Genomic DNA, 12,938 nt, shown 5'->3' with positions numbered 1-12,938 from the left:
AATGGAAGAATTAACGAAATTAGGCGGCACAGTCACTGAACTACGCTTTGCACTCGATACCTTTTACTTTTTGATTTCTGGCGCTTTAGTCATGTGGATGGCGGCGGGATTCGCCATGTTAGAAGCGGGTTTAGTTCGCTCTAAAAATACCACTGAAATTTTAACTAAGAACGTTGTGCTGTACGCGATTGCCTGTGTGATGTATCTGTTGGTTGGCTATAACATCATGTATGTGGATAACACTGAAGGTGGCTGGTTACCGTCAATTGGCACCTTAATTGGTTCACAATCAGCAGATGCGAGCCATGCATTAGAATCTGACTTCTTCTTCCAAGTTGTATTTGTGGCAACGGCGATGTCAATTGTCTCTGGTGCTGTGGCGGAACGGATGAAGTTGTGGGCTTTCTTGTTCTTTTCTGTGGTGATGACAGCGGTTATCTATCCAGTAGAAGGTTATTGGACTTGGGGCCAAGGTTTTATCGCTAAACTGGGCTTTGTAGACTTTGCTGGTAGCGGTATTGTGCATATGACGGGGGCGACCGCGGCGATTGCTGGCGTAATATTGCTCGGTGCGCGTAAGGGGAAATACGGGCCTAATGGTCAAGTGAATCCTATTCCAGGCTCTAACTTGCCAATGGCAACCTTAGGTATGTTTATTCTGTGGATGGGCTGGTTTGGCTTTAACGGCGGATCGCAATTAATGGTGTCGGATGCGGCGAATGCAAGCTCAGTGGCGAAAGTGTTTGTGAATACCAATACTGCAGCGGCTTTTGGTGCTATCTCAGCTCTTATCGTGTGTAAGATGATTTGGGGTAAAGCGGATTTGACCATGATCCTTAACGGTATTTTGGCTGGACTAGTGGCGATTACGGCAGATCCTCTCTCGCCTTCATTGTTAATGGCGGGTGTGATTGGTTTAGTGGCGGGCGGCGTGGTGGTGTTCTCGATTGTGGGCTTAGATCGCATTAAGATCGACGATCCCGTCGGTGCGATTTCAGTACACGGTGTGGCTGGTTTCCTTGGCTTAATGTGTGTGCCATTATCCAATGCCAATGCAACTATTACCGGACAGTTGACGGGCGCAGCGATCATTTTCACTTGGGTGTTCTGCTCGTCATTTGCTGTCTGGTATGTGATTAAGATAACCATGGGGATCCGTGTGACTGAGGAAGAAGAATACAACGGTATGGATGCTTCTGACTGTGGTATTGATGCCTATCCTGAGTTTGTTACGGTCAAAAATGCGGGCTGATTAAACTTGCACATTAATGCGTGATTCACCTTGATGCTTAGCTTGGATCGAGGGATAGTGAAGCAGAGCCTAGGCTCTGCTTTTTTATGGGTAATCACTGTGATTGAAGTTTAAGTACAGGGTCATAAGCTTAATTACTGAGCAATTCTGTTTTCTTGCATAAATTAAGGAGTGTTCTATGAGATTGAATATAAAAACAATAGGTCAATTTTTGCGACTAAGTCTTATCGTCATTTCTGGCTGGATATCGGTTTCAGCCTTTGCAGGAGAAGTGATCGTTAATCGCTCAAGTGAGCCTGTCGATGCCTTTGCCGTGCGTGATCAAGTGCTCAAGGATTTTGAATGGCAGGAGTCGCTTCGTCGCCAGCAGCAAATCCAAATTCTGCAGGCTTTACCCTCAGGTTGCGTTACGGTCATGAAACCCTATCGACATTTTACCTGTGGAGAGCATAACTATCGGCCGTATGATTATCAGCAGCGTGAGTTATACATAGAAGTTGACCGACCTTCGCAATAGTTAATTCGTTAAATTATTTGCAATTATTTTCAATCGATCGCGATTATCATTTTTTGTAACCATTTTATGTCGTCTTTTTCGCCATTTGTAATAAGCTCAAATAGGAGCTAATGGTGTGGGAGGACGTATGTCGAAACTATTCCGAGCCGTATACTTGAGTACGATCTTGAGCGTTGTATTCAGTCAATTGTTTGCTTGTAGCTCGACGACCATTGAGCCTAATCCGTCGGATCTTGAGTCGTTACTTGCCGATTCACTGTTTACCCCTGTGGCCGATATTCCTTCTGTTGCGGATATTTTTTATCTGCCACCCGAGGTCGTGACAGACGTAAAACGTCGTTATGGGATATACACTTTATCACACAATAACAACATGTTAGCCAATGAATGGTTAGCTAGTTATATCAATGCGAGTCAAACCAATAGCACTAACATTGATTTTCGATATCAAGATAATCTGACCCAAATTGCCCGTGAAACCTACGCCCAAAAGGCGGGTAATTGCATGTCTTTAGTGGTCATGACTTCTGCGTTAGCGGACATATTGAATGTGAGTGCTGAGTATCAAGATATTGCGATAGAACCCGTATGGGATAAGCAAGGTGATTTTTATTTAATCAATGGGCATGTGAATTTACGCTTACTTCCACCTGAAAACGCACATTCAGTTTATGTGTCATCTACCGCAGTTTTAGTGGACTTTATGCCAGAGCGAGCTCTACGGGGATACGGTAAAACCCAAGTGGATCGGCAGACCTTAATCAGCATGTTTTACAACAATATGGCGGCAGAGTCTTTGGTGAACGGTGATTTAGACAGGGCCTATGCCTTGATTAAAGTGGGTTTAAAAGTCGGCCAGTTTGTTCCGTCACTCAACACGCTCGCCATTATTTACCGGCATAAAGGTGATGAAAAGCGGGCCGAACAGGTTTATCGCTATGCACTCAAGTTTGATGCGAAAAATCTGACAACGCTTTATAACTTAGCCTTGATTTTAGGGGAGCTGGGGCGGCTTGATGAATGGGCCGAAATTAATAAAGTGCTTGAATTAGCGCGAATACGTAATCCCTATTATTACTATGACATGGGGCAGCAAGCCTATGATGAGCATCAATACGACGAGGCCTTGGCTTGGTATCAAAGGGCGTTGGCAAAAGCGGATTATCGTCATGAGTTCTTCTTCGGTTTATCTAAAACCTACTGGGCGCTGGGGGACGAAAAGCGTGCCAAACTGAATATGGATAAAGCCTTGGCTTTGAGCCGAGATGAGTCAGAGCGTCAACGCTATCAGAGCAAGTTACAAGTCATGTTACAGCATTAGCATTTGTCCGCTTTTTTCTATTGAGAGTTGGCCATCAATTATGCTTATTACGGGTAAACATCTTTGCTTGCTAATATAGGGCACCTAAATACACTTGTAGTAAATATGTTTATTCCTTTTTTATCCGCTATATTCGATTTTGTTCATCAAGGCTGTGAGTTAGCTGGCATATTTGAATTTTGATTTTTTTAAAATATATTAAAACAATAAGTTATATTTGATTTTTTGAAATGGAGACAACTTGGTTGCATTGGCGCCTGAGACTCGATAAATTGAACTCAGTATTGCAGTTGAGATCCCTTATCGCAGCGATAGAAATAGCCTAAAACACCAGCGTTGGAGCAGTAAAATTATGTATTACCAAAATGATGACGTTCGCATTAAAGAAGTAAAAGAGTTACTTCCACCTATCGCGATTCTTGAACGATTTCCTGCTTCCGAAAAAGCCTCTGCGACTGTGTTTAATGCGCGTAATAGTATCCATAATATTCTGGCTAAGTCTGATGATCGTCTATTAGTGGTGATTGGGCCTTGTTCTATCCACGATCCCAAAGCTGCGTTGGAATATGGACAGCGTTTGGTCTCACTGCGTGAACGTTATAAAGATCAACTCGAAATTGTGATGCGAGTGTATTTTGAAAAACCAAGAACCACAGTGGGTTGGAAGGGGCTGATTAACGATCCTTACATGGATAACAGCTTTAAACTCAATGATGGTTTACGCACCGCCCGTAAATTATTAGTGGATTTGAACGACAGCGGTATGCCAACCGCGGGTGAGTTTCTTGACATGATCACCCCACAATATATGGCTGATTTAATGTGCTGGGGAGCCATTGGCGCCCGTACGACAGAATCTCAAGTACACAGAGAGTTAGCCTCGGGTCTTTCTTGTCCGGTCGGCTTTAAAAATGGTACTGATGGCACGATCAAAGTTGCTATTGATGCGATAGGTGCTGCCAATGCACCACACCATTTTTTATCTGTGACTAAGTTGGGCCATTCGGCGATCGTTTCGACTAAGGGCAATCCTGATTGCCACATTATTTTACGGGGTGGCCGCGAGCCCAATTATAGTGCGCCGCATGTCACTGATATTAGCCAGCAATTGTTAAAAGCCAAGCTTGCCGACAACATCATGATCGACTTTAGCCATGCGAATAGTAGTAAAGAGTATCAACGTCAGTTAGTGGTTGCTGAAGATGTCGCTGGTCAAGTGGCGGCGGGAAATACTGCTATTTTTGGTGTTATGGTAGAAAGCCATTTAGTGGAAGGTCGTCAAGATCTTATTGAAGGTCAAGAGTTATGCTATGGGCAGAGTATTACCGATGCGTGTATTGGTTGGGATGATACCGAGCGTCTGTTAGCCATTTTGAACCAAAGCATTATCGAACGCCGTCAGGTTTAATTGTCTGCTCGAGCGAACATAAACCGCAACTATACCTGAGTTAGCCGTTAACGATTGCGGGTTAAGTAAAAACAAAGGCGCTATCCTGGCGCCTTTGTTTTATCTATTTATTGCTTATTTCAACAATGTATTCATTTGCTTTGGCTAAGCTACCAAAGGCGGCAATAAGGTTGTTTCTACCTTTATCTTGTATCTCTGGATTGCCTGATTCGATCATCATCCACACCCAAGTTTGGATCAGTGGTAATGGCGGGTATTGAACTTTAGCGGAATCCAACATAAAGCTTCCTTTGATCTTAATTTAATTTGTTTGTCTTAATGTTCTCGCTAGAACTTGGGCGTATGAATCGCAAAATCTAGCGCGTAGAGGTTAACAAATTCTATTGATTTGTATAACCGCCTCCATGGCATTTTGGGCAAAACGGCAAAAATAATCAACAGCAGCAACTCTGTGCCAAGCCTTCTTCCATTGCACTCTTATCCTCCTACATACGGCTCTGAGGTTAAGTAAAACGGTACATGCCTGAACACAAATCAGTATAAATTCATTTATTGTGAATACGCCAGTACGATGTTTTGACTTTAAATGCAATCAAAATAGCAGCTGAGTATGTCGTGAATAAGTCTATTTGTCTGTCAGGAAAATCTGATTGATTTTATTCAGACTTTGCTAGTTTCGCTTAGCTTATGTCCGGTATGAACTGTTACAATTGGCATAACTCATTCAAGGTTATGTCCTATGCGCCCAACGTTATATTTTGAAGGTCCAGTTGATAAATTAAACTGGCACGTCATGAAACTGCTTTGGCCTTACTTATTGGAATACAAAGGCCGTATTGCGCTGGCGATGTCATGCCTCATCATCGCTAAGCTGACCAGCGTGGCTCTACCTTTTATTCTGAAGCATTTGGTCGACACCTTAGATGCCGATAAAACCGCGCAAGCCCTCAGTGTGCCCGTAGGATTAGTGTTGGCCTATGGCGCGGTACGTCTACTAACGGCGATTACGGGGGAGATCCGCGATACCTTGTTTGGCCGCGTAACAGAGCGGGCGATCCGCCGTTTAGGCTTAGCGGTATTCGACCATTTACACCGACTTGACCTCGATTTTCATCTAGAGCGCAAAACCGGTGGCCTATCCCGCGATATTGAACGCGGCACCAGCGGCGTGAGTTTCCTCATGCGTTTTATGGTGTTCAACATAGTGCCAACCTTGCTCGAAATTGTCATGGTGATTGGCATTTTCTTTTATAACTACGGCATTGCGTTTGCTGCAATCACTTTTGTTGCTGTGCTGGCTTATATTATTTTTTCTGTGGTCGCGACCGAATGGCGTACTGAGTATGTACGTGATGCGGCCAAGGCTGACTCGTTATCGAATACCCGCGCCATCGACAGCTTGCTGAACTATGAAACGGTAAAGTATTTTAATAATGAAAAGTATGAGTCGCAGCGCTATGACCAAGCGCTTGAACAGTGGGAGATCGCTAAGCGTAAGAATCGCTTATCTTTGTTTGCGCTAAATGGCGGACAAGCTGTGATTATCGCTTTGGCGATGACGGCTATGATGGCGCTGGCGGCATACAGAGTTACCTATGGCGATATGACCTTAGGTGATTTTGTGTTGATTAATGCGTTTATGATGCAGCTCTTTTTACCCCTTAACTTCTTAGGTTTTGTGTATCGCGAAATTCGCGGCGCGTTAGCCAATATTGAGCGCATGTTTAGCTTGCTCGATAAACATCCTATGATAGTCGACTTACCCCAAGCACTCGATTTTCAACCCACTAAGGGTGAGTTGATATTTGAAAATGTTAATTTTAGCTACGATGAGCGGCAAATTCTGCGGGACGTGAGTTTTAAGGTTGAAGCCGGTAAAAAGGTGGCTGTTGTAGGTGATAGTGGTGCAGGTAAATCGACCCTGATTAAACTGCTATTTCGATTTTACGATGTGGACCAAGGTGCGATTAAAATCGATGGACAAGATATCCGCCATCTCACGCAAGATGCGCTGCGGCGTGCCATCGCTATCGTGCCGCAGGATACTGTGCTATTTAACGATTCATTAGTCGAAAATATACGTTATGGTCGCCCAAGCGCGACGGATGAAGAGGTGCGTAACGCGATAAAACTGGCGCACTTAGAGCAATTTATTGCATCACTTGCCCTTGGTTGGGACACAAAGGTGGGTGAGCGCGGCTTAAAACTCTCTGGCGGAGAAAAACAGCGGGTCGCGATAGCAAGGGCCATTTTGAAGGGCTCGCCAGTGCTGGTGTTTGATGAGGCGACATCTTCACTCGATAGTCGCTCCGAGCAAGCTATTTTGTCGGCACTGCGGGAAGTCGCTAAGGGGCACACTAGCCTAGTGGTGGCTCATAGGTTATCGACCATAGTCGATGCCGATCAAATAGTCGTATTAAGCCAAGGAGAAATAGTTGAGCAAGGTAATCATCAGACTTTGCTGTTGGCAAATGGTCTCTATGCCAAATTATGGCGGATACAAAATGAGCAACAACATACTCCTCTGAGCAGTTAATAGCGCAATACAGTTCAGTCTTTATTCAGCTTCGGCTCTCTATACTCAATGCCAACACATCAATCGGAAGAGATCTGGCATGGAAAATATTACACTGAGAGCTAATATTGAAGGCAAAGAAGAAAAAGTCGCCACTGATTGGTATGCCATCATGGCGACATTGAAAAAACGTGGTGTTGATTATGATTCATTGCAACGCATTCATGCTGAGTTGAACGCGGGCCTGTTGGTTACAACTCGGCGACTTACCTTGGCTAAAGTCAATCCAGAAATGGTGCTGGCAGGTGTGATCCGCGATATGAACGCGCCGACAAGTGACTTTATGGGTATGCGTTAGGTGTGTTCGCTAGTGCTTTAGTACAGTTTGGGTGAGAACGTCCGAGAATAGAGGTGAGCCTCTATTCTTGATGCTCTAGAGAGACTCCAGAGATAAAATATGGCTGAATTAAGCTACGCCGTTCAGCTTCCCCGCTTTCCAACCTTCACATAAAAGATTCAATTTAGGTACTGACTCATCTATCAAAGTGAGTCGAATGATCTGCCCTTCGCGAAAACACACCAGTTCACCTTCGATCTCGGTCAGGCGATTACAGCTCTTACAGCTAGTGCTTACAGTTTTACTGGCGGGCAGTTGGCTTACGAAGCTAGATTTCAAAGTGTTTCCTTAAGTTCAATTGTGGGTAAGACATTTGAATAATGTCTCACGTCACGGATCTTACCTCTTTTGTGATACGCATTCAAATATACCTTATGTAAACCCTATATAGACGAAAGTTGTATTCGCCATTAACCGCGAGTGTTCGCGGCTACTTATCCATATGTGCATAGTATTTATCGAGTGAAATGGATAAACCGCTATCGAGCACAATTCGGACATGTGAAGGTTTGAGTTGTCTTGGTTCTGTCACTCCGCAAGAGTGCGCAATTAAGGCTAAGTCATGGTGTAAATTATGATTATAGTTAGCAACACGAGCCGATTTATCCCTAGGATCGAGTCCTTGTTGTAGCTTGGGATTGTGCGTTGTGATGCCCGTTGGGCAGGTATCTCTATTGCACTGTAAGGCTTGAATACAACCGAGGGCGAACATATTGCCACGGGCCGATGCGATGAAGTCGGCACCTAATGCCAAAGCCCAAGCGACTCTTGATGGCACAATAAGTTTACCCGAAGCGATGACTTTGATGCGTTTACGCAAGCCTCGTTGGATCAAGACATTAACTAGGATAGGTAAGCTTTCCTTCAGTGGTAATCCGACATAATCCATTAAAGGTTGTGGTGCAGCGCCTGTGCCGCCATCGGCACTGTCTAAGGTAAAGAAGTCGGGGGCAGAGTCTTCGCCACGACGTTCAATTTCATCACATAAATCTTCGAGCCACTGCACGTCACCGAGTACGGCCTTAATGCCCGTTGGTTTACCGGTAACTTCACGTACTCGTTCAACCATATCCAAAATATCGTTCACGGATTTGAATTCAATATGACCATTAGGGCTAATAGAGTCATAACCCTGAGGAATACCGCGAATATGGGCAATTTCAGCTGTGACTTTGATCCCTGGTAAAATGCCGCCTTTGCCCGGTTTAGCTCCTTGACTCATTTTAATTTCAAACATTTTGACTTCGGGATGAATGGCTATCGACTTGAGCTTTTCATCGTCTAAATGTCCGTGCTCATTACGTACACCGTATTTGGCCGTTCCAATTTGAAAGACGATATCGCAGCCACCTTTTAGATGATAAGGGCTCAAGCCGCCTTCACCTGTGTTAAGCCAGCAACCCGCCTGCGCTGCACCGTGGGAAAGGGCGGTAATTGCTGGGCGCGATAGAGCCCCAAAGCTCATGGCTGAAATATGACAAATGGCTTGAGTCGTATAGGGTTGGCGGCAATTGGTGCCAATTGTCAGTGGATGAATGGGTGTGATCTCTTCATCTTGGGTTGGGAAGGCGGTATTCATAAACATAACAGTACCGGCAGTATCCAAGGGGCGAGTCGAACCAAAGGCGATAGTTCTATCGACATTTTTAGCGGCGCGGTACACCCAGCTGCGTTCAGCACGGTTGAAGGGCAGTTCTTCTCTGTCTTGGGCGAAAAAGTATTGTCTGAAAAACTCACCTTGTTTTTCAAACAAATATCGAAAGCGACCAATCACGGGATAGTTATGTCTTACCGCTTGTTTGGTCTGCATTTTATCTGCGATATACATGTAAATAACCGCGAGTACTGCGAGTCCTATTACAATCAAAAACAGCCCTGAAAATAGATCGAGTCCCCACATAAACCAATTGAGTTCACTCATGTTATTTATCCTTATTCTTGTCCGTAACGGGTGGCGATCAAGCTCGCAGGTTGGTCATCATTAAGAGAGAGTAAAAACAGCTGGCTATAGTCATCTTCACTGATCGCTTGGATCTCAGGTCCACCAAGGGCTTTAATGATCTGTGGGACAGTATTTGAATGCCCAACGATGAGTGTATTGCCCTTTACAGCATGCACTTGTTCAACAATGTGTTGGATATGTCCTTCGATAGGTTTGGCAGCTTCTACTATCGTCACAGGTAAATGGCGATCCTCGGCGATGGGCGCGAGTGTTTGCTGGGTTCTTAGGTATTGAGTCGCAATAAGTTGCGACAGCGGCGTGCGGCTCAAGGCAGTGATCAGTGATGCTGCGCGTATTTCTCCCTTGGGTGATAACTGCGGGTTATTGGCTGGCGTGTCGGCTTTCTCGGCATGTCTGACTAAAATAATTAGTCTACTTTCAGCATGAGCTTGGCTAATGGGAGCAAAGCCGAGGCAAGTGAATATGACGAGGCTTGTTAGCAGGCTAAAGCGTTTTATATTGATACCCAGATTATGCTTAAAATAGTGCTTAAGGATTAGTGTAAACCCGTGAAAGCGGAAATGACTCAAACTGCGGCCTGCTGCCATGGTGTAACATCCTTTTCTATTGGCTTATGTCTAAGCTCAGCGATAGTAATGATCTGCATTGCGGTGGGTTGGCGCTTTATGCACCTTATTAAAGAATGAACCCACTTAATTTATGTGGGCCTTATCATGGCCTTGTGGTCAGATGGTACTTCAATTCTAAAAATTACTAAAGCTGGTTAAATTTTGGTCGATAATTAAGTCGACCCGAATTGAATGGATAGTCATCATGGAAATCAATAAACCCCCTCAAGTGCAAAGTACCCCTTTGCCACAGAAAAAATATGCTGAAAACGCGGCGTCTAAGGGCACCGAAGTGAGTGATTCGAAGGACGCGAAAGCCACAGAAGTAACCTCGAAGCAAACTGCGCAGCAAACGAGCAAGCAGCTGATGAATCAAGCGATTTTATCGGCACAGCAAGATGTGAATATCAAGTCAGGCGATCAGTCTATGGCCTTGCTTTATCGCGCAGCGATAGAGTCGATTAATAAAGAGTTAGCGCCCACTATGGGCGAGAACGCGATTCAGACGGCTTATGATAATGGCGTAGATACTTCTCCAGAAGCGACTGCAGATCGTATCGTGAGTTTTGCGACGCAGTTTTTTAGCATTCACCAACAACAAAATTCGGGTATGAGTCTAAGTGATCAACTCGATAGCTTTATGGGGATTATTGGCGGTGCCATTGACAATGGCTTTAAAGAGGCTAAAGATATTCTGTCCGGCCTTAAAGTATTGCAGGGTGATATTGCCGATGGTGTCGATAAAACCTACAGCTTAGTGCAAGAGGGGCTGCAAGCCTTTAGAGATAGCTTTAACAAGAAGACTGATGAGACAGTATCGAGTCCGAGTTAATACCTCAGTATTTTCAGTTCTATATTCAGCGTTATAGTCATAAGCCCCTTATATAAGGGGTTTTTGTTGTGCAGAAAAAAGTCTATGCTGGAAGCCTATTTAACGTTTCGCTTGAGGGCAAGTTATGTGGATTAGGGGACAAGTGATAGAACGTATTGATTGGAGTGATAAGTTATTCTCATTGCGCATTGCTGCCGAGTTAGCTCCATTTATTCCTGGTCAGTTTATCAAGTTAAGTCAAATGCAAGATGATAAGCGTGTGGCTAGAGCCTACTCCTTAGTAAATTCTCCCGATAAACCCTATGCCGAGGTGCTCGCCGTTGCAGTAGAGGATGGCCTGTTATCGCCTCAATTACACAACCTTGCAATAGGCGATGAAATTGAAATTACCTCAACCGCGACCGGTTTTATGACCTTAGCTGAAATTCCTAAGGGTGAACTCCAAGGGAAGCATTTGTGGTTTTTAGCCACAGGAACAGCAGTAGGGCCATTTTTGTCTATGCTCGACACCGATGAACCTTGGGAGCGTTTTGAAAAAGTCGTGCTTGTGTATGGCGTGCGCGAAGCACAGGATTTGGCATATCTTGATAAGCTGCGTAATTTAGAACGCAAATACCCTGAACAATTTACATTAGTCTTGAGTGTGACCCGTAAACCCTTTGCCGATGCTTTGCAGTGTCGCATTCCCGAGGGGATAGTCTCGGGTGAAATCGAAAAAAAGGCAGGATTAACCTTAAACGCAGCTGACTCTCAAGTTATGATCTGCGGCAATCCGGGTATGATTAATGGTGCGCAAGCCGCTTTACTCGATAAAGGGTTAGTGAAGAATTTACGCCGTGCTCCTGGGCAAATTACCGTTGAAAAATACTGGTAATCTCAATTTTACATAGAAGGCGAGAATAAACTTGTTGCCGTTCTTGCCCCTAAAAAGCCATAGCGTTTAATGCAAACAAAAGGAAATTTTTGATGAAGTTGTTAAGTTCTCAAGCTTCGCCCTATGCCCGTTGTGTAAGAGCTTTAATCCAGTATCTAGGGATTAACAATATTGAAGAGCAGTTAGTTAATCCCTTTGAAAACAGCGCAGAATTACTCGATGCTAACCCGTTAGGACAGATCCCATGTCTTATTACCAACGATGGTGTAGCACTATTCGATAGTGAAGTGATCATGCGTTACCTAGATGCAGAGCTTGGCGATCGTAAGATGTTTGGGATCTCAAATAATAACTGGGTGCTGGAGTGTCAGTATTCTTTAGTCAAAGGCTTAATCGATAGCGCGGTGAAATTACGCCAAGAGCAAATGCGTGAAGAAGAAGGCGTGAGGTCAGTATTTTGGACTGCACGTTTTGAACAAGCACTGCTGCGCGGCCTTATGCAGATTGAGCTTCAAACTGTGATCACCCAAACCACGATTCAAGCACCGCAATTAGCCTTGATTTGCTTACTCGATTATGTGGATTTTAGACATCCAGAGCTAGATTGGCGTAAGGTTGCACCTGCGACAGCACTTTGGTTCAGTGAAATGCGTGATTTACCTGCATTTATTCAAACTCGTCCCCAATAATCCGCAGAGGATGCTCAACCGTCGGTTGCGCGTCTTCCTTTTGGCCTATCACGGCGATTTTGTTCACCAAAAGCGCCGAATAACTCACGAGTAACCCCATATTCTACTCTGCGATCATTGCCTAGCTGTCGCCTGTCTTCATGGTGTTGATAGCGGCATTGGCAGTTTGCCTTAGTGCATTCTTCCATCGGAATTTCGGGCGCATCTTTCGATAAAAATCGTTTTCCAGAAAGCGCTTCAATTTGCTCACAGCAACTGCCGTTATTCACAATGCTCACACTGTGAAAACTGTGAAAACTGTGAAAACTGTGAGTCTTATTAATGCTGGGATCAGCAGCTTGAGAAGAGTGTTTATGTCTTTTGGGACGACTATTGAGTTTGAATAAGCCAAATAGCGCAATTGCGGCTACGCCTAGCAGCAAAACAGTTAACATAACGCCTCCTGAAAGCATTTTTATCAAATTAAGGTTCAGTTTAGTTTGATTTGAGATAATCTCAAATTTTCAGATTAATGCCATTAAAAACATAAAGTTAATTAGCTGCTTGCTCTCAAGTTCCGTAT

The 12,938-nt window shown here is 44.4% G+C and carries 14 protein-coding genes; 9 read left to right on the top strand and 5 right to left on the bottom strand.

Annotated elements, in window-relative coordinates:
* Position 1 precedes the first annotated feature (1 nt).
* The 4 genes from L5L98_RS07460 to aroG all read left to right on the top strand — a co-directional run bounded on the left by L5L98_RS07460 (position 2) and on the right by aroG (position 4,498).
* Positions 2 to 1,252: an ammonium transporter gene (locus tag L5L98_RS07460; RefSeq protein WP_028761801.1), complete on the top strand. Its 1,251-nt coding sequence runs from the start codon at positions 2 to 4 to the stop codon at positions 1,250 to 1,252.
* Positions 1,253 to 1,430: 178 nt separating this feature from the next.
* Entirely contained in the window at positions 1,431 to 1,769 is a 339-nt protein-coding gene (locus tag L5L98_RS07455) for a hypothetical protein (RefSeq protein ID WP_131525189.1), read from the top strand.
* Positions 1,770 to 1,896: 127 nt separating this feature from the next.
* Positions 1,897 to 3,090: a tetratricopeptide repeat protein gene (locus L5L98_RS07450; protein WP_263139704.1), complete on the top strand. Its 1,194-nt coding sequence runs from the start codon at positions 1,897 to 1,899 to the stop codon at positions 3,088 to 3,090.
* Between the two features lie 352 nt (positions 3,091 to 3,442).
* Positions 3,443 to 4,498, top strand: coding sequence for a 3-deoxy-7-phosphoheptulonate synthase AroG (gene aroG, locus L5L98_RS07445; RefSeq protein WP_113939108.1), 1,056 nt, complete (start codon positions 3,443 to 3,445; stop codon positions 4,496 to 4,498).
* 103 nt (positions 4,499 to 4,601) lie between these two features.
* Here the strand turns inward: aroG and L5L98_RS07440 are convergent, their stop codons facing one another.
* Complete coding sequence (locus L5L98_RS07440) at positions 4,602 to 4,778, bottom strand: hypothetical protein (protein WP_105250227.1); 177 nt, start codon at positions 4,776 to 4,778, stop codon at positions 4,602 to 4,604.
* Between the two features lie 459 nt (positions 4,779 to 5,237).
* Here L5L98_RS07440 and L5L98_RS07435 point away from each other — a divergent pair, with 459 nt between their 5' ends.
* Together L5L98_RS07435 and L5L98_RS07430 are read left to right on the top strand one after the other, a co-directional pair.
* The gene (locus tag L5L98_RS07435; protein ID WP_113939107.1) at positions 5,238 to 7,034 is read left to right on the top strand and encodes an ABCB family ABC transporter ATP-binding protein/permease; all 1,797 of its coding nucleotides are present in this window, start codon (positions 5,238 to 5,240) and stop codon (positions 7,032 to 7,034) included.
* Between the two features lie 79 nt (positions 7,035 to 7,113).
* A complete protein-coding gene (locus L5L98_RS07430) occupies positions 7,114 to 7,371 on the top strand; it encodes a hypothetical protein (protein WP_105250225.1) in 258 nt (85 codons plus the stop codon).
* Positions 7,372 to 7,479: 108 nt separating this feature from the next.
* Here the strand turns inward: L5L98_RS07430 and L5L98_RS07425 are convergent, their stop codons facing one another.
* The 3 genes from L5L98_RS07425 to L5L98_RS07415 all read right to left on the bottom strand — a co-directional run bounded on the left by L5L98_RS07425 (position 7,480) and on the right by L5L98_RS07415 (position 9,960).
* Positions 7,480 to 7,689: a hypothetical protein gene (locus L5L98_RS07425; protein ID WP_105250224.1), complete on the bottom strand. Its 210-nt coding sequence runs from the start codon at positions 7,687 to 7,689 to the stop codon at positions 7,480 to 7,482.
* A 151-nt stretch (positions 7,690 to 7,840) separates the two neighbouring features.
* Positions 7,841 to 9,331, bottom strand: coding sequence for an FMN-binding glutamate synthase family protein (locus L5L98_RS07420; protein WP_173496712.1), 1,491 nt, complete (start codon positions 9,329 to 9,331; stop codon positions 7,841 to 7,843).
* 11 nt (positions 9,332 to 9,342) lie between these two features.
* Positions 9,343 to 9,960, bottom strand: a complete 618-nt coding sequence (locus L5L98_RS07415) for a SixA phosphatase family protein (protein ID WP_173496713.1) — start codon at positions 9,958 to 9,960, stop codon at positions 9,343 to 9,345.
* A 226-nt stretch (positions 9,961 to 10,186) separates the two neighbouring features.
* On the opposite strand from L5L98_RS07415, the gene L5L98_RS07410 reads away from it, so the two are divergent.
* From L5L98_RS07410 to L5L98_RS07400, 3 genes are all read left to right on the top strand, one after another.
* Entirely contained in the window at positions 10,187 to 10,813 is a 627-nt protein-coding gene (locus L5L98_RS07410; RefSeq protein WP_105250221.1) for a DUF5610 domain-containing protein, read from the top strand.
* 124 nt (positions 10,814 to 10,937) lie between these two features.
* Complete coding sequence (locus L5L98_RS07405) at positions 10,938 to 11,687, top strand: ferredoxin--NADP reductase (protein ID WP_105250220.1); 750 nt, start codon at positions 10,938 to 10,940, stop codon at positions 11,685 to 11,687.
* 92 nt (positions 11,688 to 11,779) lie between these two features.
* A complete protein-coding gene (locus L5L98_RS07400; RefSeq protein ID WP_131525196.1) occupies positions 11,780 to 12,376 on the top strand; it encodes a glutathione S-transferase N-terminal domain-containing protein in 597 nt (198 codons plus the stop codon).
* A gap of 14 nt (positions 12,377 to 12,390) precedes the next feature.
* Here the strand turns inward: L5L98_RS07400 and L5L98_RS07395 are convergent, their stop codons facing one another.
* Positions 12,391 to 12,810, bottom strand: a complete 420-nt coding sequence (locus L5L98_RS07395; protein WP_263139690.1) for a hypothetical protein — start codon at positions 12,808 to 12,810, stop codon at positions 12,391 to 12,393.
* Positions 12,811 to 12,938: the final 128 nt, after the last annotated feature.

This window comes from Shewanella sp. SM23, from assembly GCF_025654295.1.
GTDB lineage: Bacteria > Pseudomonadota > Gammaproteobacteria > Enterobacterales > Shewanellaceae > Shewanella > Shewanella oncorhynchi.
This window is presented reverse-complemented; position numbering and strand designations above follow the sequence as displayed.